This is a genomic window from Arthrobacter sp. B1I2, from assembly GCF_030816485.1.
GTDB lineage: Bacteria > Actinomycetota > Actinomycetes > Actinomycetales > Micrococcaceae > Arthrobacter.
Genome location: NZ_JAUSYC010000002.1, coordinates 177,165 through 203,061, shown reverse-complemented (window position 1 = coordinate 203,061; position 25,897 = coordinate 177,165). Strand labels below are relative to the sequence as shown.

Below are 25,897 nucleotides of genomic sequence, written 5' to 3'. Positions count from 1 at the left end.
GTCCGGCAGGGGTTGGAGATTTCGTCTACTTCATTTGCCGTAGTTACGAAGGCGGGAGGACGCCTTCTGGAAGTGCGGGTTCCTCGGCGACAGCGGGTTTTGGTTTGGGGATGAGGCCGGCCAAGATGGCACACAGGAGGGCCGCCCCAAGTCCAAAGAGCAAGGCAAGTTCGAAACCCGATTCGGAGGGAACCGAACCCGTTGCCGTTTTGTTTGCGGAGTTCGCCAGGACGGCAGCGATTACTGCTGCCGCGATACTGGTCCCGAGCGCGCGCATCAGGGTGTTAAGGCCGTTCGCAGCGCCTGTCTCATTAAGTGGAACCGCCTGAATGATGAGGGTGGGCATCGCCGCGTAGCCAAGCCCGATGCCGACACCGATGACCGCGTTGATAACGAGGACCAGCCACATGTTCAGGTCAAGCAGGACGGCCGCGAGATAAGCGGCCGAGATGATGACGGCCCCGGCGACCAGCAGCGGTTTTGGTCCGACCTGACGCTCAATCCGCCCGGCAACGGGCGACATCGCGAGCATGGCAAGGCCGGACGGCATGAGGATCAAACTAGCGTTAAGCAGAGTAAGACCAAGTCCGCCGGCCCCTTCCGGCATCTGGAGAAGTTGCGGAAAGACAATGCTGGAGGAGAAAAGGGCGAAGCCCATGGCGATCGAGGCGAGATTGGTCATCAAGACTGCCCCTCGGGCACTAACCCGCAAATCAACAAGGGGGTTGCTTTGGTGCAGCTCGTACCAGCCCCACGCGATAAGCCCGATAACGCCTACACCGAGCCACGTGAGGGTCGGTATGCTGGTCCACCCCCATTCGTTGCCTTGTGACACGGCCAGCAGCAACCCGGCCAGGCCAATGGCGAGTCCGATCGCGCCGAAGAAATCAAAACGGCCATGAAGGCTACCGTTGCCTGCAGGAACGACAAGCAGGTAGGCGGTCAGGGCAACAGCTCCCAGGCCCGCTGCGACCCAGAAGAGGACGTGCCAGTCAAAGTTTTCGGTGACCAGGGCACTGATCGGTAGTCCAAGCGCTCCGCCAACCCCGAGAGTTGCGCTCACCAGGGCGATCGCCGAACCAAGGCGCTCCCTGGGCAGGGTGTCCCGGAGGATCGCGATGCCAAGCGGGACCACACCCATCCCAGTGCCCTGCAGGCCGCGGCCGATAATCAGCGGTACGACCGTGGGGGAGAGCGCGGAGATGACGGATCCCGTGATGAGCAGGGAGAGCAGCACGACGGCGACAAGCCGTTTGCCGTACATGTCGCCGAGTTTTCCGGACACAGGGGTGCAGATCGCGGACACCAGAAGCGTGACCGTGATGACCCAGGCAGTGTCATCCCGGCCGGCATTCAGCAGTTCGGGAAGCTTCGCCTGGATAGGAATAAGGATGGTCTGCATGAACGAAGCACTCATGCCCGCGAACGCCAGCACAGCAATGACAAGGTTCGGACGGGCAGATGTACGGGCGGCAGGCGGTTCGATAGTAGCTGTGGCCATGGGGATCCCTAAGGTGACGAAAGAAACTGAGATGTAGACTCTTTAGTGATACTGCGTCTCGCACTTTATACTAGGACCGTGAAGATGGGAATACGGGAGAGAACCCGCGAGCTGGTCAAGGCGGAACTGGCGACGGCCATACTCGCGGTGTTCATCGAACGCGGGTATGCGGCAGTGACGGTCGATGATGCCGCCCGGGCGGTAGGGATCTCGCGTGCTACGTTCTTCCGTTACTTCGGCAGCAAGGAAGATGTGGTTGTCGCATCGGTCGAAAGCGCCAAGATTGACTATCTGGCAGGCATCGAGGCGATGCCGGCGGGGCAGCGTTCCAGCGGTTGGGGACTCCTACGCGCCGCGATCGAACCTGTCGTGCAGGCTGCCACTCAAGAGCCTGAAAGCCTACGCGCTAGGCTCCGGCTGATTGCCAGTGAACCCGCTCTGAAATCGCGGCTTCGGGAGCGACGGGCAGCGAATACGGACGCCCTTTCCGCCGCCCTTTCTAAACACATGGACGATGACCTTTCGGCCCGCGTGCTGGCCACTGCCGGCCTCGCCGCCGTCGATATCGCCTGGGAGGAATGGACGCCCCGGGAAGACGCTGACTTCCGCACGATCGTCAACGACATCTTCGAGCGGCTTGAAACGGCCTGCCAGGACCATGAAAAGCGCTAAACGGGCTGGAGCAAGCTGTCACTGATCAGGCCGTCGTTCGCTTCCTTCACAAGGGTGTCGACGAGTTCCGGGGAAACTTACAAGAACGACGGGGCCCACGTGGAGCAGAAGAACTGGCACATCGTCCGCCAGACCGTCGGCTACCACCGTTATGACACCGCTGGCGAGTTGGAGCTGCTGAACCGGAGCTGGGCACTACAGTGGCTGCTGACGAACCACTTCGGGGCGCAGCAGAAACTCGTTGCGAAAGTCCGGACCGGGGCGAAGATCAGCAAGACTTACGACCGGCCCGCGACCCCGTTCCAACGCGTGCTGGCCGACACCGGCACCGTAGCCCGGGAGTAAAGGCCCCGGCTGAAACAGGAAAACTAACCCCTGAATCCGGCCGCCATCCAGCGCCAGGTTCAGGCCCTGTGTGCGGAGCTCCTGGCCGTGACGACAGCCAAACAAGGTCCGAAAGCCCAGCCAACTATCCGGGCAAAATCAAATGATTCCACGAGTCAGCCCAGGCGGGCATCTTGACATGATTCCCCGGGGCCCATGTCGGCGAAGACCCGTCCAGTTCTTGGCCTTCAAGTTGGCGCTTTTACGTTCTGGTCCAGCATGGTGCACGACTGAGACATGAATAGGGGAGTTTTGGTGCCTTCAGCTCTGGGCTGCTTGAGGAGATGGACCGCTAGATTTGCGAAGTACGAACTCGGTTTGGAGCATTCCGCTGGGGAGCGTGATCTCTTCAGAATTTTCCGCGGTCAATCGCCGAACTGCTTCTTCACCCATCAGGGCGAGGGGTGTGCGTATCGTGGTGAGAGGTGGCGATGTGAAGCGTGAACCAAAAACGTCATCGAAGCCTATGATGCTTAGCTTGCCGGGGACGGGAATCTTCTCGTCTTTGCAGGCAAGTAGGAGACCGATCGCCATGAGGTCGGTGTAGGCGATGACTGCAGTTGCGCCCGTATCCAGGACTTCAGCGAGTGCTTTGCGGCCGCCTTCCATGGTTGGTTCTGCAGGGCTTGTGGCCACGAGGGACATTCCGACCCGGGCTACTTCCTCCTGTAGCAGTTTTAACCGCTGGCGACTCATCCAAATGGCGGTGGGTCCCGGGAGAAAGGCCAAGGATGTATGACCGAGTCCGGCGAGGTGATTCACAGCTTCGCGAATTCCGGGCTGCAGTTGTGGTAGGACACAGGGTACGGCGTCCACATTTCGATTTACGAGGACTATGTTCTTCTGTTCACTCAGGTTACGAATTTGATCCTTATCCAACCTGGAGGACGCGAGGATGATGCCATCGACTGTGGGCAGTAATCTGTCAACTGTTTCCTGCTCAATAACGCTTGATCCTTGCGTCTCAGCCACGACCAGCGTTTGCCCTTCTAGGGCAGTTGTCCGTTCCGCTCCTCGCACCAGGTCAAAGAACACAGGATTGGTGATGTCGGACAATACGAGAGCAACCGTCCCGGTTCGGCCGGTCGTGACAAAACGAGCCATAGGGTTGATTTGATAGCCCAGGGATTCGGCTGCAGCGCGGACGGCCTTTTCTGTCGTTGGCCCCACACGGCCGGGTTTGTGAAGGGCGCGGGAGACTGTGGAAGGGCTGAACCCCGTCGTGCGGGCAATGTCGTAAATTGTCGCAGCTGGTCTGGCAGCTGTGGTGGAGGCAGGCTCTTGCTCCGGGGACATGGCTTCACGTATCCCGAGGGTGGTGGGCGTAGAACATACCCTCATGATTCCACAAGAGAAGCTGCCCACGGCCACGTCGAGTCAGGAATGGCGGCAACCGGTATCAGACCAGCCGGGTTCCCGGGGCAATCCGGGTCCGCTCGCTGACAGCTCGGAAAGCAAACTTGGGTTGGTGTCTGTTATGGCAATGACGCCCCACGCGCGGGCAAGCTGTAATTTTGAGATATTGCAACCGGTTGAAACGATGTTTTCTTGCCCACGGCCTTAGTCTGGCTAGGGGATGACGAAGGGAAAGAAGTGAGCCAAGAGGACACGGGCGTAGAAGTCCTTCAGCCCGGTAGTCGAAAGCACCCGGTGACTATCTACGACATCGCCAAGGAGGCCGGTGTCAGCCCTTCGACTGTATCCCGGGTGTTTAGCAGGCCCGAACGGGTCAGCGCGGCAACAGCAAAGCGCATACGCGATGCTGCTGCAGCATTGAATTTCCGTATCAATCCGCTGGCTCGGGCACTGCCGACTGGACGAACAGGGACCTTGGGACTCCTTTTGTCGGACATCACAAATCCGGTCTACTTTAATCTGGTCCGGGGAGCCGGGAGAGTTGCCTCGGCGGAGGGATATACCCTCGTCCTGGCAGAGTCGCAGGAAGTACCGGGTCTGGAGGCCCAGGCAGTTGAACGACTTCTAAGCCTCGTTGACGGTCTTGTGCTGGTTGGAGCGCGGTTGAAGGACGAAGATATTCTCCGGTTCGCCGAACGCAAACCTGTGGTGCTGGTCAACCGGACCATCGCATCGGTTCCTCATGTTGTCCCGGATATCACCCCAGGCATCAAAGCTGCCATCAACCATCTCGTCAGCTACGGTCACAGGTCCGTCGCTTTTCTTTCGGGTCCAGCAACATCCTGGATGAGTAAGTGGCGATGGGAAACCATTATGGACGAAGCGCTGCAGTGCGGGATGAGCGTCGTCGAGATCGGACCAAGCAGCCCGACTTTTGAAGGTGGGGCGGAGGGGCTCAGACGGGTTCGGGCCTCCGGCGTTACGGCAGTGCTTACCTTCAATGATGTGATGGCGATTGGTTTGCTGACAGCATGTGAGGATGCCGGCATCGCCGTGCCAGAGGAGCTTAGCATCGTCGGCTTCGATGATATTTTTGTCTCGGAGTTCACTGCGCCGTCCCTGACCTCAATTCGGACTCCACTGGGAGAGGCAGGGGAGAATGCCTTCCGGCGCCTCGTATCAACCTTGAAGGGGATCGATGAGGAGGTCCCGTCTGATCTTGCCACTGGCCTCATTATTCGAAAGTCCACGGGCCCTTCTCGGCGGAATTAGAGGGCAACGTCAAAGGTGGTGCAGGGGCCCACTCAAAGCAAATTTCGGGACCCGTGATCGACCGGGTCAGGGCCCCAAACGGCAGTGGTCAGGTGTGACATTCGAAGGAGCGCCACAACCAACTACCTCCCCTGATGTGGGAGTGAGTTTTCTCCGCTCTAACGCTCGTCTGGATCCTCTGGCCGAAAGCCGTCCGCCGAAGCCAAGGAGTGGTTGGCGTCAGCGTCTCCCCCCGCATCAGGAGAACTAGACCGCTTGCACCTCACTGCGAAGTGCTTTCAAGACTGCGAGGCCGATCTCGGCGTCCTGGTCTGGGGTTCCTCCGGCGACGCCCAGACCTCCCAGATGACGCCCGTCGAATGTTATGGGAAAGCCACCGCGGATATTTGTGAGCAGGTTGTCCGTGCCCATGGGAAGGGTGAGTGCAAAGTCTCCTTGCATCCATCCGCTGGGCCTCCTGGAGGATGCCGCGGTGTTCGCCTTGCGCCGGGAAGTTTCGACACTGTGGGGCATGGAACCGTCTGCTCGACCGAAGGCGACAAGGCCCATCGTGGGATCAACGACGGTCACTGCGACCAGGACGCCCTGACGTTGCCCTTCTTCCAAGGCGAGGGAAACAGCGCGGGCGGCTGCTGGATAGCTCACTGCGAATGATTCAACGTAGTCTTGCATGGTGTTCTCCTTGGCCAAATTAGTAGTTTCGCGGCAGGGGTAGTCTTGCCCCGTTGAGCTTCGCTTTGGCTTCCCTTCGCCGCTCATGCAGGAGAGGTTCCGTATAGCCGTTGGGTTGCTGACTCCCTTCAAACACGAGGTCGGCAGCGCATCGGAAAGCGATGCTGTCGTCGGTGTTGGGGAGCATGGGGCGGTACAGTGGGTCCGCGGCGTTTTGGGCGTCCACGACGGCGGCCATCCGCTGAAGGCTTCCGTTTACGTCCTCGTCGCTAATGACTCCATGGCGGAGCCAGTTAGCGATGTGCTGGCTCGATATGCGCAGGGTCGCCCGGTCCTCCATGAGCGCCACGTCATGGATGTCCGGCACCTTGGAACATCCCACTCCTTGGTCGATCCAGCGGACAACGTATCCCAACAACGATTGCATGTTGTTATCCAGTTCCTCCTGGCGTTCGGCCTGCGACCACGCTGGGTTGACCACGATCGGGAGTGTCAGAAGAATCGGCACGGCGCTCCGCCGACCGCCTGCGGTAACTTCGCGTTGCCGCGCAGCAACATCCACACGGTGGTAGTGGATGGCATGAAGTGTCGCTGCAGTGGGGGACGGTACCCACGCCGTGGTGGCGCCCGCAAGGGGGTGGGCGACTTTCTGTTCCAGCATCGCCGCCATGAGGTCGGGCATCGCCCACATGCCCTTGCCGATTTGGCCGCGTCCGGGCATGCCGGCCTCTACCCCGATGTCGACGTTTTGGTCCTCATAGGCCTCAATCCAGGCCTGATTCCGCAACTCCGCTTTGCGGACGATCGGCCCGGCGTGCATTGATGTGTGTATTTCATCGCCGGATCGGTCAAGGAAACCGGTGTTGATAAAGACCAGGCGTTCCCTGGCCTCCGCTATGCAAGCCTTCAAGTTAATGCTGGTTCGCCGTTCCTCATCCATGAGGCCGAGCTTAAGGGTGTTTGCGGGCAGTCCAAAGAGCTCCTCGACCCGCCTGAAGAGTTCGACCGTGAACGCCACCTCTTCGGGGCCGTGCATTTTCGGTTTGACGATGTAGATGGATCCTTCGGACCCGTTCCGCAGGGGATTGGAGGAATCCCGCCCGGGCAGTGCGGTCAGCGTAGTGAGTACCGCGTCCATGATGCCTTCGCCAATCTCGTCGCCCCTGGCATCGAGCACAGCGTCCGTACTCATGAGGTGTCCGACATTACGGACGAAAAGAAGCGCGCGTCCCGGAACAGTAATCTCTCCGGCACCGTTTGCTGCCGTGTACACCCGGTCCGCTTCAAGACGGCGTACAACAACGTTGCCGCGTTTTTCGAAAGTATCCGTCAAGTCACCGCGATTTAGCCCCAGCCAATTCCGGTAACACAGGACCTTATCCTCAGCGTCCACAGCGGATACTGAATCCTCGAAGTCGATGATCGTCGTGAGGGCCGATTCCAGAAGGACGTCGGAGATGCCTGCCGCATCCGCCCGTCCCACTTCTGTGGAGGGGTCGATGACAATCTCAAGGTGAAGCCCATGATGGCGTAGAAGGATTGCCGAGGGGGAGCTGGCCTCGCCCCGGTAACCTACGAAAAGTTCAGGCCGGACTAGACCGCTGAATGCCCCATCTGGCAGCTCTACCGTCAATGCCCCGTCCTGCACACTGTATCCCGCCGAATGGGTGTGACTACCCGTGGTCAAGGGGAAAAATTCGTCCAGCAGACGACGGACGTGGGACACCACCGTCTGGCCGCGTGCTGGGTCGAATCCCTTGGATTCTGTGACGGGAGCTAATGCGTCGGTGCCGTATAGGGCATCGTAAAGAGAGCCCCAGCGGGCGTTTGCGGCATTGAGGGCGTAGCGGGCGTTGGAGACGGGGACAACCAGCTGAGGGCCTGCAACGATGGCCACTTCCGGCTCTACTCCCGCAGTTACCACATGCACGTCCTCTGGCTCCGGCAGGATGTAGCCGATGGTTTCAAGGAAGGCCGTGTATGCGTTCGTATCGAACGGGGCGGGGTTTCTCACATGCCATTGGTCTATCTGCGCCTGCAGCTCGTCACGCCGGGCAAGTAGTTCGCGGTTTTTCGGTGTCAGATCACTGACGATCTGAGAAAAACCTGTCCAGAACTGCTCTGCTTCAATACCCGAGTCGGGAAGGACTTCCTCTTCAACGAAACGATGCAGTTCCGCATCTACGAAAAGCCCTCCTGCTTGAACGCGTTCTTTCCGTTCCATCATGGCCGGCCTTTCCCTGCATTGGTGGTATTGCCTGAGGCCGCGAATATGGTACCCGGGTTCAGGATTCCTGCCGGGTCGAGGGCCTTTTTTACGTTATGGGAGATCTCGAGCAGGTCCTCTCCGATCTGGTCGACAAGCCAAGGCTGCTTGAGCCTTCCGACGCCGTGTTCGCCCGTAATCGTCCCGCCGAGTTGAATGGCCAGGTCCATGACTTCGCCGTACGCGAGGTAGGCGCGCTCCTTCATGTCATCGTCGTCCGGGTTGAAGACAATCAGTGGATGGGTGTTGCCGTCTCCGGCATGGGCAATGAATGCAATGACTACATCACGGGACTTCGCGATTTTCTCCACCCCAAGAGTGAGTTCTGCAAGCCGGGGGATGGAGACTCCCACGTCTTCAAGCAGCAGAGTCCCCATTCGTTCAACTGCGGGGATGGCGATTCGGCGGGCGTTGGCGAAGCGTTCACCTTCCTGCCGGTCGGCCACTTCGAAGGCATCGAACGCGCCGTGACGATGGAACGCATTGAGCATGGTGGCTATTTCGGCGCCGCTTGGACTTTGGTCGTCTGAGCGTGCCACGACAAGCGCAGACGCATGCCGATGCAATCCCATTTCAAGGACGTCTTCGACTGCGTTGATGGATGTGGCGTCCATGTACTCGAGCATTGAGGGACGGATGCTTGAGGCGATGCCCAGGATCGCGGCTGCAGCTTCCCGGCTGCTGGAAAACCAGCCGACTACTGTCCGTTCAGGCGGTGCTGGGGGCAGGAGCCGCAAGGTGAGCTCGGTGATGATGCCGAGGGTTCCCTCGCTGCCGACAAAAAGTTTGAGCATGGACAGCCCTGCTACGTCTTTCAGGCGAGGACCACCAATGCGCACGACACGCCCATCAGCCATGACGACTTCCATGCCCAGGATGTAGTCAGACGTAACGCCGTACTTGACGCAGCACAGGCCACCGGCATTGGTGGCTGCGTTTCCTCCGATGGTGCAGATCTCGTACGAAGCAGGGTCCGGCGGGTACCACAGGCCCTCAGCGGCGGCAGCGGCCTTCACTTCAACGTTGAGAAGGCCTGGCTGCACTACTGCGGTGCGGGTAACCGGATCGACAGTGATGCTCCGCATCCGTTCGGTACTGAGAACTATCCCGCCAGTGATAGCGGTGGCGCCTCCTGAAAGCCCGGTGCCTGCGCCTCTTGGAACCACGGGAACGTTGCGCTCGGCCGCCCACTGAACGGCTACTTGGACGTGCTCAGTGGTGAGTGGGAGCACAACGGCCACTGGCATGCCCGCGTTGGGGTCGACAGCTCGGTCCTGCTGATAGGCCCCCATGGCCCCTGGATCAGTAATGATAGCTTCGGCCGGCAGCATCGAGGCGAGTTCGTCGATGATCCGTCGGCCACGGGCATCAAGTTGTTGGGCTGCTACGGATGCGAGACCCGGCAGGTCAGCATCGTGTAGATCGGTAGCGTGTGACACGTGGTCGCGCTCCTTCTGCTTATGTTCCTAGGGCAAGAATTGAAGTTGCTCATCCCGGGCGGGGCGGCCAAAGGAAGTTGTCATCGTTTGGTGAATTGGAGAACTTCGAAGAGTTCGACCGTAGGCAGCTCGATCAGCACATCTTCTCCGTCGACGCGGTTTCTCAGAGGAGTGCCGGCCACGAGGGCCGTAACCGTCGGCTTTGCTGCTGCGGCCCCGTGCAGTCGCAGGAGTCCGCCGCTGTAGGGGAGGTGCGGGCCGTAGACGCGTCTGCGGATGCCGGAGTGGTTGATCAGATGAACGACCCTGCCATGATCGTTGGTCCCCGTGATCATTTCGATGCTGTCATGCAGCTCCGCCGTCAATTCGGGTTTGACCAACGTCTTCACCAAGGTGATGAAGTGATCCCTGACATCCGTTTTACCGAATTCCCGGTAAGTGCGTCCGATGGTCCAGGGTACGTGAAGAACTTCACCCTTGCCGTGCGGTCCTCTGACGTAGGCCGGGTCACTGCTGCCTTGGTGTCCATACGCCAGTTCGGGCGGACCAAAGGGTGCCTGCGGCAGGACGAATCCTGAGGATATGCTTCCCGGCTTCCAAATGCATCGTTGGTAACGGCCGAAGAGCGGCAGCAGAGGGCCGTTGTAGTGGTAGTCCGCAATCCTGGGTTGTGGCTTATCGGTCACGTAGGTTGAGCGAAGCTCATTCCCCGTGAGGGCGGGGGTCAACGCCTGGAGCGCCAGGCTGCTGGCCAGCTCGAGGTTCCCGTCGCGGCCGATTCCGGCCGAACCGGTGGACATGAGGTTGCCGCCGCCCGCGACGTATTCGTCGATTGCAGTTGCGGCTGAGCCCAGATTTCCCATGTCCGGGACGACCAGGAGGCTGTACCTCGTGAGTCCTTCCCTGGCCGCCAGATTGGCCAAGTCACCGACCGGCAGCACATCGAAGGGGAGATTGGCTTCCAGCAGGGAGAGGTAAAGGCCCCTGAATTCCTCCACGAGTTCCCAATAGTTGCCCTGAGTCACGGACGAGTAGCTTGGCCGGACCAGCGCGATTTCGGCAGCAGGGTGAAGTCCTTCGTACACCTTTGAATTCTGCTGGCGGAACCTCATGATCTCCCTGGCGTGCGAGGTAGTCCATTGCGTTGGCAGCCGCCCGGGGGAGCCAAAGTAGTAGACCGACGGGTTTCCTCCACGCGCTATCGTCTGGATTACATACTGCGCGAAGTGCTCAGGCTGTTCGGAGCCGAGTCGGTGCGAGGAATCGGTGAACGCTACGCAGTTCACCATGACAGCGGCGTTTGGCCGCGAGGTGACGTGGGCGCTGACAGCTTCGGCGGTCGCGTGCGGCCAAAGCTCCTTACCGGGCATGGACTTGAAGGCGCTGTTGCCTTCCAGATAGACCATGGGGGCTCCCTCGCGTAGGAGAACGCCCGTGTGCTGGCCGCGTGCAGCGAGGTGGTCCACAATCCTTGCCGTCAGCTGTTTGAGTGTCTGTTCCGTGTAGCGCCGCCATAAACCGAAGGTTTCCGAGGCCGCATCGGCCGGCAGTTCACCCCCTCCGCTATAAAGGGCGAAACCCTTACGGCATGCTTCACAATGGCAGGGACCATGGACTACTTCGTCATAGTCGCGGACATTGAAGTTGAACCAGTTGAAAAATACTCCGTCAACGTCGTAACGGTCGAGGACTTCGTCCAGAACGTCAAAAGTACGCGATTGATAGTAGTCCCCCGAGGGGCACACGCTGTACAGCGTGTTGTAGATCTGAGGTTTCCCTTCTGCGGAACGGTAAAGCCATTCGGGGTTTTCACGGGCCAGTCGCGGAGAGACCTTGGACATATCGAAGCGGGCAATTACTTTCAGTCCCCGCGCCTTGCCGGCCTTGACCGCGTCGCCAAAGAGGTCCCCTGAAGGGCGCTGCGCCAACAATGGGTTCCGGGTTTGGAACGGGAGGTTCGTCGGATAGAAGGACATGATTCCACCGGCATTTACAACCCAGGTATCGGCTCCATAGTCGACAACAGCATCTGCTGCTGCCGCAGCATCCATGGCTGCATCTATTTCCTGCAGATTGGTTTGGAGAGCGTTGAAGGGCTTACGCCAGCTGCTGTCCGTGGGCAGGTCACGCTCATAGGTGTTCAATTCTTCTAGCATCGTGCCCTTACTGGAAAGCTCGGTTGCGGTGGTTGTTCAAGACACTGCTACTGGCTTGAGGGCACTTTGCTCTGCTGCCAGCCGCAGTCTTTCAAGCCGGCGTCGTTTCTGTTCCACGGGATCGGCGATGGGGGCCGCGAGCAACAGACTCTTTGTGTACGGGTGCGCCGGAGACGATGTGACCTGCCCTGCAGGGCCAGTTTCCACGATGTCACCCTTGTAGATCACGGAAACTCGATGGCTTACGTACCGAACCACCGCCAGGTCGTGTGAAACGAACAGGCAGGCAACACCTGTCTGCTGCTGGATTTCGAGGAGCAGGCGAAGAACCGTTGCCTGGGTCGACAGATCCAACGCCGAAACCGGCTCATCGCAAATGATGAGCTTTGGTTCCGGTGCGAGGGCCCGGGCTATGGCAATGCGTTGACGCTGCCCACCGCTGAATTCGCGGGGCAGTCGCTCAGCCGCATCCGCTGGCAGTTCAACCTGGTTCAGCAACCCGCGCACTCTACTTCGGGCTTCAGTGCGGGTGGCCCCCTGAACGACCAAGGGTTCCGTGAGGATGTCGCCGATGGTCAGTGCAGGATTCAGGGAGGAATAGGGATCCTGAAATACCACCTGAATGTCCCGGGCGAGGGCGCGCCTGCGGCTGGGGCTGGCGTATGTGATGTCCTCACCCTGAAAGGTGATGGTCCCACCGGACGGCTTAACGAGCCCAAGTACGGCGCGGCCGATAGTGGTCTTGCCTGAACCTGATTCGCCGACGAGTCCCAGAACTTCGCCCGGGGCGATGGAAAGTGAGACGCCGTGAAGGACTTCGTGCAGCTTCCTGCGCAGGCCATGACCTGGGAATGCAACCCGAAGCTCGTTCACTTCAAGGAGTGTGTCTGCGGTCATTTCTGCTCCTTACTGGTAGTCACCAAAGACGTAAGGTCTTCACGCAGATGGCTTTCATCGAGAATCGAGTTGAGAAGCTTCTGTGTGTACGGGTGGTTGGGGTGGTGGAAGACCTGCATGACGTCGCCTTCCTCTACGATGAGGCCCTCGCGCATTACGGCAATGCGGTCACAAATATCTGCAACGACGCCGAAGTTGTGGGTCACGAGGAGGATTGCCATTCCCATCTCCTGCTGCAGGTCACGGAGAAGGTCCAGGATCTCAGCCTGGATGGTTACGTCCAGGGCCGTTGTAGGTTCATCGGCAATCAGCAGCCTGGGCTTGCAGGCCACGGCTCCAGCGATAAGTACACGTTGGGCCATCCCGCCCGAAATCTGGTGTGGGTAGAGGCCAAACGTCCGCTGACTATTAGGAATACCTACTCGCTCCATGAGTTCAAGGGCTCGCTTCTTCGCTTCCGCTCTGGTCATGCCGGAGGCAACCCGAATGCCCTCAACTAGTTGGGCGCCGACAGTGAATGAAGGATCGAGGTTGGACATGGGCTCCTGCGGGATGTAGGCGATATCTTTGCCTCGGATCTCCCGGAGCTCCCGTTCACGAAGGCCTAACAGTTCTCGTCCATCCAGCAGCACTGACCCTGCGGTTATGACCCCCTCGGGAGGGAGGACGCCGAGGGCAGAAAAGGCGGTCTGGGTCTTGCCTGAACCTGACTCGCCGACCAGACCCAAAGTCTCTCCGGCCTTCAGTTTCAGCGATACCCCCTTCAGCACCTGCTTCGGCTTCCCGTTCGGGGTTGGGTACTCCATCTGGAGGTCTTTTATGTGGAGCAGGTTGGACTCGTCGCTGTTCCCCTCGCTGAGGTCGACGCCACGGGAACGAACTCTTGCACTGTCCAGCTTTGCAGCTTTTGGTCTTGCACCTTCAAGTGCATCTCGCAGGGAATTTCCGAGGAGGACCAGGGACGCAGTTATCGCTCCAAGCAGCAGGGCTGGCCAAAGGAACTGTGTGGGGTGGACATAGAAGTTCAGAAAGCCGGCCGAGATCATGGACCCAAAGCTGGGAACCTCTGTGGAACCCACACCGAGAAAAGCCAACCCGGACTGAAGATTGATGGAAGAGCCCATGAGGAATGCGGCCGAAATGATGACCGGCCCACGTACGACCGGCATTACATGCCGGCCGAGAATCCTAAGGGTCGACAGGCCGGCAACACGTGCGGCGTCTACATAGAGCTCATTCTTGACGCCAGCAGTGACGTTCCGGACTATGCGGTAGATCGAGGGCGCAAGAAGGGCACCGAAGATCAACATTGTCGCGCGGAAGTCACCCTTGGTCAGTGGCATTAGCACGATGAGAAGCAGCAGGCCGGGGAAGGTCATGATCAGGTTGAAGACCCACTCGATCGCGGTCCGAATCCGTCCGCCGAAGTACCCGCCGACCAGCCCGAATGTCAGGCCAACAAGGCATGCCATGCTCGTGCCGATGAGTGCTGAGATGGTGCCGGTGTTGATGGAATGGACCAGGCGGGAAAAGATGTCTCGTCCACTCTGGTCACCTCCCAAAAGATATCCCGGCGTTCCGATATCGGCGTTGACAGCGTTGAGGGATGAATCGTTGGGACCGTGCTGGGTGATAAACGGCGCGAGCAACCCCAATGTAAGAACGATGAACAGGAAAGCAGCTGTAATAATCGCCTGCGGGTCCCTCACCAGCCTTCGAAAAGGGGAACGGTGTGAGGCGGCCTCTGTCACGTCCGTCTCGAGGAGGGCTACTTCGGTGCTCAAAAGAGCCTCGCTTTCGGGTTGAGCCAACCGTTAGCGATGTCGGTCAGCAGATTGACGGATACGACGAGCATGACGCTGAAGACAGTGACTCCCATGATCACTGGGATGTCCCCTTGGAGCGAGGAATTGAAGGCGAATGAGCCGAAACCGGGCAGAGCGAAGACATTCTCAATGATCAAAGCGCCGCCAAACATCGAGATGAACTCCAGGGAGAGGACAACAAGAGCGGGCGCAGCAGCGTTGCGCAAGGCGTGGCGATAAACGATTGACCATGCCGGAATTCCCCTGGTGCGGAGCGTTCGGACGTAATCCTTTTGAAGTTCACCGATCATGGTTCCGCGAATTTGCGCCGACATGTTTGCCACCCCGTTGATGACCAGCACTATGACCGGAATGGTGATGGATGCAGCCCAGCGTCTGGGATCCTCAGAAAAGGCAGTGAACCCAGTGGCGGGAAGCCAGCGCAAGTTGAGCGCAAACACCACGACCAGCCCGATCGCGATCAGGAGGGTTGGCAACAGGTTTCCCAGGAGCGACGTACCCTGGGCGAGTCGGTCGACAGCGCCAGCCCGAGAAGCAGCCAGGACGCCAAGAAAAACGCTGACGACGACTGTTAGGGCAAGAGCCACCAGCACGATGGAAAGTGTCACGCCCAGCCGGACCGAAACAGCCTTCTGTACCGACTCACTGGTGAAGTACGAGACGCCAAAATCACCCCGTAGCACGCCCCAAAGCCATTCAAAGTACTGAATCAGCAGTGGGCGGTCCAACCCGAGTTCACTCTTAAGTGCGTGAACTGCGTCGACAGACGACGCGGGTCCAAGAATATTGGCCACGACGCCATCAAATGAAAAGCTCAGCAACCAGAACGTAATCAAAGTCACGAGGACCGCGAGAATAATGCCGGTTGCCAACCTGCGAAGAATATAGGAAGTCATTGGAACCTTAATCAGATAGAACGGGAAAGTCCGGACGTACGCCCGACCCGTGTTCAGCTAAAGGCAGCAGTGCCTTGGGCAGCCGAAAAATCACCAGGGATGTGGGTGCCCATCGGCCAGTAAGTAGAGACACGCAGGCCCGGACAACGACCAATTCAAGCCCTGTGAAGGGCGCAGATCCCGAACGGCGACGTTGCGGCGACCAAAATCCTCCGGACATCCTGACCCCTATGTCGATTGCCTCTACTATTCCCGCTTACCGAGTACCGGCGGTGTCCGGCCTCACGGTACGAGGTAATCCTCGTCACTCGAGTAAAGCATGCCAGCAGGAGGATGACAACCGCTTGCCGTCATCGATCCAGGCGCCACTGAAATATCTCTTCGGCGCCGAACTGCGGCTCTTTACTGGATTTACAGGCGACTAGCGCCGGGGCCGGCAGAGTGGGACGCGGCGCTCCCCGAACAGGTTTGGCAACCGGTTGAAATGCGCGCAGTATGCTATTGAGCCCCTATTACTGGCTTGTTCGACCGCTTTTGCTTGCATGAGCGTCAAGAGCCCGACGGCCGGCGTCCTCAAAGGTCTAGCACCAGGCCGGTACCTGTGGTGAGTCCCCTGCTATACGGCAGCTGAAATCTCGACGGCGGAGATCAGGCGTGGATTAGTTGACTTGGAGGGATGTGACCGAGAGCTCCGCAGACCTTCATTGACTCCCTACGGGCTCCCGGGTTCTTTGAGCAGGCAGCCGCACCGGGGTCCCAATCCCCGCGCGGCTGGTCTTAGTCAATCGGGTGGGTCTGCCCTTCCTGTCACCATGTGATAACTCATGCAGAGACCGGCATGAAGCGTGCCACCAACGGAAACCATAGGGGGGCCTTCACCCGGGGACGCGTAGTGTCGGACCGCCTAAGTCAGGTGGTAAGCGACCTCTCTGCCGACTTTATGAAGTCGGGCAAGATGTCGACCCCCCATCCAGGCTCGTCGCCAAGAATGACTGCACCGTCCTGTACGGCGGGAAGCGGGCTGAAAATATCCTCGAAGTAGGGAATTGTCTCTATGCTCCACTCCTGAAATGCTGTCGCCGACGGCTGGGAGGCCGCTAAGTGAAGTGAGAACAGCTGAATCATGGACTGGTTGGCGCAGTGCGGGGTAGTCACAACCCCTGCTGCTTCAGCCATCTGTGCTATTTTCTTGGTCCGCGCCATACCTCCCACGTAACCGACGTCCGGCTGGACGATATCCACTGCGCGACCCTCGATCATGCGGTGAAACTGGGGCAAAACACTGTCCTGCTCACCTGCGGCGACGGGTATGTCCAGGACTCGTGCCACTTCAGCCGTTGATTCGAGTTCGTAGTAGGGGCATGGTTCTTCAAAGTGCCCGAAGTCAAGGTCTTCCAGGAGCCGACCCATTCGAATTGCCTCGGGAACGCTGTACCCTCCGTTGGCATCGGCGTGCAGTACAACGTCGGGTCCAAGGACATTCCGCACGGTGTGAACGAGCTTCTTGCTTCTCCCAGGCCATGCGTCCCGGTCTTGTCCCATCACGTCTGCAATCCGGACCTTGAAGGCCTTAAACCCATGTGATTCTGTGAGGGCGAGCATTCTGTCGGCCTCCTCTTCCGGGGTCGTCTTTCTGCTCATCGACGAGCCATACACTGGCAATGTGGTCCGGACTCCCCCACCCAAGAGTTGGTATACGGGGCGGTTCGTCACTTTGCCCAGCAAGTCATAGACAGCCGTATCGATCCCGCACAGTGCACGCCACAGGGTGCTCCCGTGGTGCTTGTAGCTCTTACGGGTAAACATGTCAACCAGTGCTTCCCAGTCCCAAGGGTCCCGCCCAATGAAGAACGGGGCTACGTACGAATGGAGAAGCTGAACGGTGGCATCCGCTGAGTACGGGGATGTCTGCCCCCACCCCTCTGCGCCATCGTCCGTCCTTACTCGGACGACTGCTAGCAGTGGCCCACGACTGAATGTCTCGATGCTGGTGATCTTCACGAAAGCGCTCCTTCATTGCAGTAAACCCGACACGCGTAAGGGTCAAGTCGATCAAGACTACTTCCCATGCCACCGGTTGCCAATAAAGGCGCGCAATTGAGCTAAGGCGACACACTAGCGCGGAAAATATCTGTGGCAAGCGGTTGGCAAAGGCCCGTCTGGGATGGTTCACTTTTCTTTACCAGTCGGAACGAGCCGGAGGCGCTCTCGAGACATCTCGCCGGCATTGACATAGGAGTCACCTTTGAAAAATCTGCTTACTAGGGGTGGCGGGCGACGATCTGGTCGCATCGCCACCACCGCGGTAGTCCTGGCGGCAGCCATGGCATTCACCGGATGCGGTGCCGACGGAGGGGGATCCGGCGGCCAGGACCAGCCCGCGGAAAAAATTATCAGGATTGCCGTGACGTCGGCGCCCCGGTCGCTTGATCCGGTGCAGCTTGATGCCGGACAGCAGTCCTACATATGGGCATCGATTTACGACACGCTGGTCTACATCGACAACGAAGGCGAGCTCCAGCCGAATGCGGCTGAAAGTTGGAAGTATAGCGACGACGGCCTTACTTTGACCCTCAATCTTCGGCCCGGGATGACGTTTAGTACCGGCGCTCCTGTCACCGCCGAGGCAGTCAAAAAAACCATGGACCGCAACAAGGAAACACCCGGCCAGCAGCAAGACAAGTTTGTTGCGGTGAAGTCAGTCGACGCTATCGACGAGGTGACCGTACGCGTCAATTTCAGCAAACACGATGCCGCTTTCCTGTACAACATGGGAATGGATGGAGGTGTGATTGGCGACCCCGCCACTCTGACCACCGACCGAACGGCGACGGATCCTGTAACCTCAGGGCCCTACGTTCTTGACAAAGGCAAGAGCGTTCAGGGCTCGACTTACGTCATGAACCGCCGCGATGACTACTGGAACAAAGAAGCCTATCCGTTCAAGACGGTGACTGTCCGCGTACTGGCAGACCAAACGGCAGCTCTGAATGCGTTGAGGTCCAAGGAAGTTGATGTGTCGGGAGTTCCCGGGAACCAACTCGAGTCAGTTAAAGCAGGAGGAAACTTCAACGTTTTCCACAATCCTACAAGCTCCATAGGTTTCATTAACCTTGCTGACCGTAACGGGAAGGTCCTCAAGCCACTGGCTGACGTCCGCGTCAGGCAGGCTATCAATTTCGCCCTTGACCGCAAGGGCTTTGTAGACAAGCTACTATCCGGTGCAGGAACGCCCAGCGTTCAGCAGTTCAACCTCAACGGCGCAGCTTATGACCAGAAGCTGGAGGACAAGTACCCGTTTGATGTTGAACGCGCAAAGAAGCTGCTCAAAGAGGCGGGTTATCCCAACGGTTTTGATGTGAGCATGCCGAGTACCGTGTTGTCACAGACCTACGAACCGTCTATCAGCCAGGCGCTGGGCGACATTGGCATTAAAGTGAACTGGGAACCTGTTCCGCCCCAGAACTCCACGGCTGCAGTGGTATCAGGGAAGTACCCTATGTACTTCTTCATCTCCAGCGCGACTGTCACCCAGAGGGAAATCCCCCGTCAGCTTGGCAGCGCAACGATGAATCCCTTTAAGTGGAGCACTCCCGAACTTGATGGGCTCGTAGAAAAAGCGAACAGTGAACTCAACGAGGAAAAGCAAGCCGAGATCTATAAGGAGATCAACCGATACGTGGTCGAGAACGCCCTTTTCGCTCCTCTTTCCTTCATTGGGGCGAACACTGTTACGTCCCCTGAGATTAAGTACCTGAACAAAGGAGCGAACAACTTCTCTACCATCCGGCTCTTCGACGTTGCTAAATGACTTAGGAAGCCGGCATCAGCAGCAAACGGTTTAACCTTGGCAGGTACCAGGTTCCTAACATGGTCAACCCTGTGGTTTGAAGGAAGTTTCCAGCGCTGATCAAAATTATCCGCCCCCGGGACGCAAGCCTGATAGCTTTGGCTCAAGTCGCGGGGGCGGCTTTTTGACGGCTCGCCCGAGCCGAGGCCAGGAGCCGTCGGAATGGGTCACAGCCCAAGTTCAGCCATGAATCTTCGGCGCTCTACCAAATTTGAGGACTTACCTTACCAGCGGCGCTCCAAAGTGATACTGGGTCAATGGAGAACTCACGCGGGTTGCCGCTCCGGGTCACGGCAGGAGCAGCTCTAATCGGCTTTCACTGGTAAGGCTGGCGTTGGATCAGCCCACACCCTATGACAGCAACAACTCATCTTCAGAAAGAGCTGGGCTGAGCGGCGCAGGAATAATCGCCGACCTACACACTCTGCTGTAACGCGCTAGCGTCAAAGGCAGCCATGGCAGAGGTAGGAGAAAATTCCGCAGCTGCATCGCATGACTGTCCCCTTGGACGCCACTTCAGCTACGCAAGCGATGCGCTGCCCACAGAGGGTTTAGGCGCTGGCAATCAACACTCGGCTGGCGAAGTAAAACGGCGCGCTTTCTTTCCCGGCTCCTACCTTAGGGACTGGAGGCGCGACCCTTGCAGGCTGGGTTAGCAAAAACGCGGCCAGTTGAGGACGGATGATTCAATACGCCAATATGGCCTCTGCTGCAACAAAGACCCGCTGAAACCGCCGGCGAACACGACCCGCGGCCCTGGCGAAGACCCGGCCGCCGATACTAGGGCGCGGCAGCCATCTTTCCACCCTGCCTGCCAGCGCACAAAGGTGGAGTCTCCCAGCCGTGACTTTACGGGAGAGCGCGGCCTGGGGGAATTGTTAGTAGTTCCCCCGGCACGCCGAAGCAACGCGAAGTCCCGTTCCGGCCAGCGGCAGCCCCATTACTGGTATAAGACCATGGCTTGCCCGTTGGCGGCCACTGAAGAACCTGCGGAGGAAGAAGCCAAACGGCGCAGCGCTGCTGGGAGAGCAGCGCCGCGCCGTGAGAAGCTACCAGTGGGCCCTACAGCTTTACAAAACTATGTCGCTGAGTTGGGTTTTGGAACTGTGCACCACAACATAGGGCTGGTTTGAGAAAGTATTGTTCAATGCCGGGATGAAAACAGGCGGCTCACCGTCTCTACGAACTTCGGCAAAGAACATGATTGGGTACGAAGAGGACGTATATTCACCGGGGATAACAGCTACGAATCCGTCGCCTGCCCGCTCCATCTCTAGACAATCGAAGTCCTCTGCGTGATTGACATGACGATAACGTAAGACAGAACCGGATATTGACGGGTCCGATGAATGGAGAATTACCGTGAGCGGGTCCCCTCGCATGAAGGGAGGACAAGGGACGAAACTGGCCTCTGCTTGCCACCGTTCCATTCGATGTGTGACTTGACTGGCAGGCTTAGTGCCCGAATTGTTCCGTGCTTCGGTCAGCTCCATGTTGAGCAGGTGAAGATCTTCCCGCATTGCCATGATCCGGTCTGACCAGCTCCCACGGTCGGAGAGACCAACCCCAAAAGCGATGTCCTCCTGGTATATGCCGTTAGCTAGGGTCGGTATCGAGGCGTACGCTGCATGTGCGTTCTTCAGCAGGCGAGCGGACTCCTGAAGGTAGTCAACACTTCCGGTCCGCCTGAAGAATGCATACTCAACAGCCGCGCGGAATTTTGAAGAGAAGAACCGTCCCAGCTGGACAATTATCTGCAGGTCGATGATTGTACGTTGGGCCTGTGGGTTATCTGCGAGCCTGCATTTCTCGATTTCAGCAAGCGCGGTTACGCCCTCGCTGACCATCCCATCTATCCATGATGCGACCTCAAGCGGCGTGTATTTGGGCTGCAGTTTGCCGCTAAGAGCTGCATCCACGTATTCTCCGATGCCGTAGAACAATTCGGGGTCGAAGGGGCTGACGCCCTCCCAGGTCCCCGGCTGCGGAGTGTCCCACGCATAATGCATGGACAACTTCCATGCAGAAATCGGCAGGTCCACATACATTTCGGGGGAATAGAAGTTGTTTGCGCCGCTGACTCCGTGCACGACGGTAACGAGCGGCAACACGCGGCTCAAATGGGCCAGCGCCACTTCGAAATGGGGGTAGGCGTCACCATAGTCTTCCCGGAGCACCCTTTGCCACACTGCGGTATCGCACTCCGGATTGTAAAGGTGCTGGCCCCACAAGGCATATGTGTAGCGGTATTTCTTCCAGTCATGCACTCCCAACCGTAGGTCGTCCCGCACGTAGGGGTCTCGTCTTCCCGGCTCACCTGTTCCGCGCCTTCCCTTGAATGTGAGAGGCTCGCAAAACTCGAGACCACGTGATCCACCGAAAGTCGCAAATTGTCCGAATCCGCGTGCCAAGGCTGGGTCGCCCCATAGAAGAAGCTTTTGGGTCCCGGGCCACATCCTGTAGATGACGTCAGTAGCACGGTCTTCGCTCAGATAGTCGGCGTACCCGTAGCGGGTGAATCTCCGGGCACCATCTGTAACTCCCGTCACGGACGCATCCTTGCCCGCGAAGTTCAGCGGGTTGCGCTCGTGCTGGCGAATTGATAGCTGGTGGTAGGCCAGACCCATATGTTCCGCCCAGTACTTGGCGGAGATCATTGTGCGGATGTTTGGTTTAGCAGCGGCGTCCACCAAGGCCTGGTCAACACCTTTGGCATGCATGTCCACCTCTATGGGACGACCCACGCTCGAAATAGCGTCAAAGACCTTGCCCCAAAAGACTTCGTGCCCCTCTTCGTGCACACCACCTTCATGGTGGACACGGAAGGTTATACCCTCGATTTCAGGCACTCGTTCGAGTAGCAGTTTGACAGCTGCCGCCGAGTAGCCGGCATGTATCTCAGGGCTGATGCCCAGGATGGGGTACCAATGCTTCGAGTCATAGCCGAAATCGTAGGCGTGATTCCACAGGCCAAGTTGAAAACTCATGCCACGGCGCTTTGTCTCCCGGGCTATGAAGGCCAAGGCCTCCATATTGCGGTCACGCTCTTCCTTGGAAACTCCTTCTGCCCGTACCTGATACCCGGGAACATCGAGAAGGAACGGGTATGCGAAGACAAGGTAGTTATCAGTGGCAGTCCGGCTTTCCCAGCCGGTGCCGTAGTTGTACTGCATTCCCAGTGCAAGGTGGAACCGGTTGAAACGCTGGGCGGCAAGATGGTCAAGGTACTCCGCCCAGAACTGCCGATCATGAAACCACAGGCCATCCTCATGGATGCTTGAAAAGTTGCGCTGAATGCCTCGAAGCGGCACGGCAGGCTTTTGAGAATCCTCGAAACCAGGAACGAGGCCCTCGAATCCATCGGAATGAACGCGCCCTTCGATATCACCGATAGCGTAGGCATAACCGCGGTCATCAGTGGCCGCGATTGTGATCCGTCGACCGCCGTGTTCTTTGGCGTCAATTCTCAGCGAGTAGGATTCGCTGGCAGATGCCGGGGCACGTAGCCCTGCTAAGTTCAGCGCCGCTAGGTCAGCCGGCTCGACCAACACGAGTTCAATCTCCTGTCCCGATTGCCCGTTAACAGAAAGCAGCCCCGCTTCTCGCAACGTGCTGTTCAGACGGCAGAGCATCCACTTCACGGGCTCGCACTCAAAGAGCTCAGGGGTACCACCGGCCGCTATTCCAGAAAAAGTCTTTGACATAGTTGAGTCCTGTTTCTACTGCTGCTTGACCGGAGCGCACATATGGCAACCGGTTGTACGAGTATACTGTGGAAGGTATATCGGGGGAAGCCGCCATGGACTGCGCTCCTCCTTGCGACCCTCACTCTTCACGCAGCTGCCGCGCGAAAGATTAAGGCAACCGCTTTCAGCAGTCTTCGACGACGCTTTAGACAAAACCAACCGGCACTGCCGTGTTCCTGAAGATGAGAGTGGAGGCCCTGGCTAGGCGAGATAAGTGAACTCCCTCACACAACAAAGACTCATCCTGTTGGAGGTTCAGTGAAGGAATCGATTCCACACGAAAAGGCGCCAAGGATGGAGAGATTCGAGGCTGACATTGCGCGCATCCCCACTTCGAATCTCTCACTTCCGTTCCTCCCGGCCCCTGATACCGCCCGACCTTCCGTTGAGCGAACACATTTGCAGAAGCACTTAGGTCGCAGGACAGTGGTGCTTCTGGTCCTGGCCACCTTCGGTGGCAGCATGGCAACGATAGTTCCAATGTCATTTACCCTGGCCCTGCGGCTTGACCAGATCGCACCTGGACACGAGCAGTATTTGGGCTACATGCTGGGAGCAGGCTCCGCATTTTCTCTTTTGGCCGCGCCGCTGACCGGAATTTTTAGCGATCGGACACGCTCCCGGTGGGGCCGGCGACGGCCTTATACCGTTGCCGGGGTGACAGTAGGAGTGGCCGCAATCCCGCTGATGGCATCTGCGCCGAATGTTCTTCTGCTCGGGGTTGGATGGGTTCTGTCAACAGTTGGGTGGCAGACAGCCATGGGCTCGATCAACAATTATCAGGCGGACAACCTGCCGAAATTTCAGCGTGGTCGAGTGGCCGGCTTGACCAGCCTGGCCCGACAGATTGCTCCTGTCGCCGGTATAGTTCTCGCCGGCCAAGTCGTCGTGGACCCACTGTGGGTCTTCCTACTGCCAGCTACCGTCGGCGTCTTACTCGTTTTGGGCTTCGTCGCTTTTGCTCCGGAAAGGCATTCACTGCGGCTGGAGTCGACAATTCCGCTTTCGCCCAAAAACGTCTTACGCAGCTTTATGTTCAACCCCCGCCAGCATCCCGCCTTCGCGTGGACGTGGGGAGGGCGCTTCATGTTCTTCCTGGGACTCGCCCTAACCACGAGCTATTCGACGTTTTTCTACGCACAACGGCTGGACATGAGTGTTGCTGAAGTTTCGACAGTGATCGCGGCGATTTCAGCCGGCGGCATCATCACCTCGACCGTCGGTGCCATAGGAGGCGGATGGCTGTCTGACCGCGCCGCCCGCCGTCAGCCCTTTATCCTCACAGCCACCGTCATCTATGCAGCTGGAGCCCTTGTGTCGGCTTTCTCCTACAGCTTCGTCTCACTCCTGACAGGTTCACTCATTACTTCCCTGGGTATTGCTGTTTTCGTGGCGGTGGGACAGGCGCTCGTCCTGGACGTGCTTCCCCATCGCGAAACACAGGCGGGACGATTCACGGCAATAACAAGCTCTTCACAGAAGATTCCAAGTGCTCTGGCCCCAGCGCTAGCTCCCCTCTTACTTTCGATCGCTACCGTAGACAACTCAAGGAACTACACCGCGCTGTACGTGGCGGCCGGAATGCTTGCCGTGCTTGGGGGCATCATCACCCTTCTTGGCTCACGGGCGGAAACATAAAACGCATGGAGAACTGATTCGCCGTTGACGACAACCGCTTGCAAGGATAACGCGGAGAGCTGAAACGCGCCTTTGGCTCGAATGTGGCCGCCAAATCTAAAGGAATTTGCTCTTCTGCTGTAAGCAGTTGGTGACTATAGCGAAGTATAAAGAAGCACTTTCGGCGGCCTGTGGCAACCGGTTGACACTCTTGCGGGCTCTTGTGATACTTGCCTAACGGGCCGTTCTCTCAGTGCCCGCGCCCTGCAGCGAACAAGGGAGTTTCGTAGATTGAAAACAGGAGCTGAAGCACAGGAAATCCGCAGTGTGCTATCCACATTGCTGTACTACCCAGAGGAGATAGAGCAGCTTCGGCAGGCTTTCTCCCCAGCTGAGTTCATTCATGTGCACCCCCGCGAAACGGAGGCTATCCAGGCCGCGCTTGAGCACGTAGACGTGGCTGTACTTCAAACAGATCTTGACGACAGGTTCCTCAACGCCCCAAACCTGAAGTGGGTTCACTGCGACCACTCGGGACTTACGCGTTCTGCCCGCGCCGAGGTCTTCGAAAAAGGCCTGATTGTTACGGGATCGGCTGGAAGGTCTGCCCCTGCGCTTGCCCAGCATGCCTTTTATTTCGCACTGACACTGACTTTTGATGCCAAGAAGCACTTTGAGCAGCAGGCCGCACACCTATGGCGTCCTGTTCCAGGATATGAGAACCGACGGGCGCTCTGGGGTAAGACCCTAGGTATCGTCGGGTTTGGTCATACGGGGCAGGCCATGGCCCAACTTGGCAAAGCTTTTGGCATGCGGGTCATCGCCTACCGGCGAAGTGCCAGTGAGACCCCGGCCAACGTCGATGTCATGCTTTCATCAGATGGCGGTGATAGTTTGCAGCCGCTGGTTGAGCAGGCCGATGTCATTATGCTGGCCGCACCGTTGAACGATGAGACGCACCATCTGTTTTCGACTCGCGAGTTTAGCCAAATGAAGAATGACGCCTTCATTATCAATATGGCCCGCGGGGGAGTGATCGACCATGATGCCCTCATCGTCGCGTTACGAACAGGCCAAATTGCCGGAGCCGGTCTCGATGTGACCGATCCGGAACCGCTCCCCGAAGACTCGCTATTGTGGGACATGGGCAATGTGGTCATCACTCCTCATGTCACACCCAAATTGCCAGACCGGACGCAACGATCAATTGACATGATTGTTGAAAACATCGGCCGGTTCCGCCGAGGCGAGGGCATGCTCAATGCGCTGACACCACGCGATGTCTACACCCGCCTGCAGCCGTCCGCGCTTATTTAGCGCACCTATTCTGGCCACTTCCAGTCAAAG

General features: G+C 58.3%; 17 protein-coding genes and 1 pseudogene. 6 read left to right on the top strand and 12 right to left on the bottom strand.

Going from position 1 to position 25,897, the window contains the following annotated elements; translation table 11 throughout:
- Positions 1-43: 43 nt before the first annotated feature.
- Positions 44-1,501 (bottom strand): MFS transporter, encoded by a 1,458-nt coding sequence (locus tag QFZ57_RS20850; RefSeq protein ID WP_306901812.1) that lies wholly within the window; start codon positions 1,499-1,501, stop codon positions 44-46.
- 84 nt (positions 1,502-1,585) lie between these two features.
- Between QFZ57_RS20850 and QFZ57_RS20845 the strand changes: the two genes are divergently transcribed.
- Positions 1,586-2,173 (top strand): TetR family transcriptional regulator, encoded by a 588-nt coding sequence (locus QFZ57_RS20845; protein WP_306901912.1) that lies wholly within the window; start codon positions 1,586-1,588, stop codon positions 2,171-2,173.
- A 54-nt stretch (positions 2,174-2,227) separates the two neighbouring features.
- The gene (locus tag QFZ57_RS20840; protein WP_306901811.1) at positions 2,228-2,518 is read left to right on the top strand and encodes a hypothetical protein; all 291 of its coding nucleotides are present in this window, start codon (positions 2,228-2,230) and stop codon (positions 2,516-2,518) included.
- Between the two features lie 300 nt (positions 2,519-2,818).
- On the opposite strand, the gene QFZ57_RS20835 is transcribed toward QFZ57_RS20840, so the two are convergent.
- Both QFZ57_RS20835 and QFZ57_RS21665 read right to left on the bottom strand, forming a co-directional pair.
- On the bottom strand, positions 2,819-3,661 hold the full coding sequence (locus tag QFZ57_RS20835; RefSeq protein ID WP_306901810.1) for a LacI family DNA-binding transcriptional regulator: 843 nt from the start codon (positions 3,659-3,661) through the stop codon (positions 2,819-2,821).
- A gap of 21 nt (positions 3,662-3,682) precedes the next feature.
- Positions 3,683-3,853: pseudogene (locus tag QFZ57_RS21665) on the bottom strand (LacI family DNA-binding transcriptional regulator); the annotation flags it as partial.
- A 354-nt stretch (positions 3,854-4,207) separates the two neighbouring features.
- On the opposite strand from QFZ57_RS21665, the gene QFZ57_RS20830 reads away from it, so the two are divergent.
- Positions 4,208-5,185, top strand: a complete 978-nt coding sequence (locus QFZ57_RS20830) for a LacI family DNA-binding transcriptional regulator (RefSeq protein WP_306901809.1) — start codon at positions 4,208-4,210, stop codon at positions 5,183-5,185.
- 246 nt (positions 5,186-5,431) lie between these two features.
- Here QFZ57_RS20830 and QFZ57_RS20825 read toward each other — a convergent pair whose 3' ends face one another.
- The 8 genes from QFZ57_RS20825 to QFZ57_RS20790 all read right to left on the bottom strand — a co-directional run bounded on the left by QFZ57_RS20825 (position 5,432) and on the right by QFZ57_RS20790 (position 17,338).
- Positions 5,432-5,875 carry a GlcG/HbpS family heme-binding protein gene (locus tag QFZ57_RS20825; protein ID WP_306901808.1) on the bottom strand — a complete coding sequence of 148 codons (444 nt, stop codon included), beginning with the start codon at positions 5,873-5,875 and terminating at the stop codon, positions 5,432-5,434.
- Position 5,876: 1 nt separating this feature from the next.
- A complete protein-coding gene (locus QFZ57_RS20820; protein ID WP_306901807.1) occupies positions 5,877-8,084 on the bottom strand; it encodes a malate synthase G in 2,208 nt (735 codons plus the stop codon).
- On the bottom strand, positions 8,081-9,562 hold the full coding sequence (locus QFZ57_RS20815) for an FAD-binding oxidoreductase (protein WP_306901806.1): 1,482 nt from the start codon (positions 9,560-9,562) through the stop codon (positions 8,081-8,083). Before QFZ57_RS20815 ends, QFZ57_RS20820 begins: the two co-directional genes overlap by 4 nt.
- Positions 9,563-9,642: 80 nt before the next feature.
- Entirely contained in the window at positions 9,643-11,718 is a 2,076-nt protein-coding gene (locus QFZ57_RS20810; protein WP_306901805.1) for an alpha-amylase family protein, read from the bottom strand.
- A 36-nt stretch (positions 11,719-11,754) separates the two neighbouring features.
- Positions 11,755-12,615, bottom strand: coding sequence for an ATP-binding cassette domain-containing protein (locus tag QFZ57_RS20805; RefSeq protein WP_306901803.1), 861 nt, complete (start codon positions 12,613-12,615; stop codon positions 11,755-11,757).
- Complete coding sequence (locus QFZ57_RS20800; RefSeq protein WP_306901801.1) at positions 12,612-14,324, bottom strand: dipeptide/oligopeptide/nickel ABC transporter permease/ATP-binding protein; 1,713 nt, start codon at positions 14,322-14,324, stop codon at positions 12,612-12,614. Before QFZ57_RS20800 ends, QFZ57_RS20805 begins: the two co-directional genes overlap by 4 nt.
- 71 nt (positions 14,325-14,395) lie before the next feature.
- Entirely contained in the window at positions 14,396-15,337 is a 942-nt protein-coding gene (locus tag QFZ57_RS20795) for an ABC transporter permease (protein WP_306637129.1), read from the bottom strand.
- A 909-nt stretch (positions 15,338-16,246) separates the two neighbouring features.
- Positions 16,247-17,338 carry a mandelate racemase/muconate lactonizing enzyme family protein gene (locus QFZ57_RS20790; RefSeq protein WP_306637131.1) on the bottom strand — a complete coding sequence of 364 codons (1,092 nt, stop codon included), beginning with the start codon at positions 17,336-17,338 and terminating at the stop codon, positions 16,247-16,249.
- A gap of 244 nt (positions 17,339-17,582) precedes the next feature.
- Between QFZ57_RS20790 and QFZ57_RS20785 the strand changes: the two genes are divergently transcribed.
- On the top strand, positions 17,583-19,148 hold the full coding sequence (locus tag QFZ57_RS20785; RefSeq protein WP_306901800.1) for an ABC transporter substrate-binding protein: 1,566 nt from the start codon (positions 17,583-17,585) through the stop codon (positions 19,146-19,148).
- Between the two features lie 1,109 nt (positions 19,149-20,257).
- Here the strand turns inward: QFZ57_RS20785 and QFZ57_RS20780 are convergent.
- Positions 20,258-22,891 (bottom strand): hypothetical protein, encoded by a 2,634-nt coding sequence (locus tag QFZ57_RS20780; RefSeq protein WP_306901799.1) that lies wholly within the window; start codon positions 22,889-22,891, stop codon positions 20,258-20,260.
- Between the two features lie 300 nt (positions 22,892-23,191).
- Here QFZ57_RS20780 and QFZ57_RS20775 point away from each other — a divergent pair, with 300 nt between their 5' ends.
- Together QFZ57_RS20775 and QFZ57_RS20770 are read left to right on the top strand one after the other, a co-directional pair.
- Positions 23,192-24,571, top strand: coding sequence for an MFS transporter (locus QFZ57_RS20775; RefSeq protein WP_306901798.1), 1,380 nt, complete (start codon positions 23,192-23,194; stop codon positions 24,569-24,571).
- 270 nt (positions 24,572-24,841) lie between these two features.
- Entirely contained in the window at positions 24,842-25,867 is a 1,026-nt protein-coding gene (locus QFZ57_RS20770; protein WP_306637144.1) for a D-2-hydroxyacid dehydrogenase, read from the top strand.
- Positions 25,868-25,897 lie beyond the last annotated feature (30 nt).

Excerpts from the sequence above, each read along its gene's own strand:
- QFZ57_RS20845 (WP_306901912.1), top strand. The coding sequence starts at position 1,586 with ATGGGAATACGGGAGAGAACCCGCGAGCTGGTCAAGGCGGAACTGGCG.
- QFZ57_RS20780 (WP_306901799.1), bottom strand. The coding sequence starts at position 22,891 with ATGTCAAAGACTTTTTCTGGAATAGCGGCCGGTGGTACCCCTGAGCTC.
- QFZ57_RS20805 (WP_306901803.1), bottom strand. The coding sequence starts at position 12,615 with ATGACCGCAGACACACTCCTTGAAGTGAACGAGCTTCGGGTTGCATTC.
- QFZ57_RS20795 (WP_306637129.1), bottom strand. The coding sequence starts at position 15,337 with ATGACTTCCTATATTCTTCGCAGGTTGGCAACCGGCATTATTCTCGCG.
- QFZ57_RS20810 (WP_306901805.1), bottom strand. The coding sequence starts at position 11,718 with ATGCTAGAAGAATTGAACACCTATGAGCGTGACCTGCCCACGGACAGC.
- QFZ57_RS20850 (WP_306901812.1), bottom strand. The coding sequence starts at position 1,501 with ATGGCCACAGCTACTATCGAACCGCCTGCCGCCCGTACATCTGCCCGT.
- QFZ57_RS20835 (WP_306901810.1), bottom strand. The coding sequence starts at position 3,661 with ATGGCTCGTTTTGTCACGACCGGCCGAACCGGGACGGTTGCTCTCGTA.
- QFZ57_RS20820 (WP_306901807.1), bottom strand. The coding sequence starts at position 8,084 with ATGATGGAACGGAAAGAACGCGTTCAAGCAGGAGGGCTTTTCGTAGAT.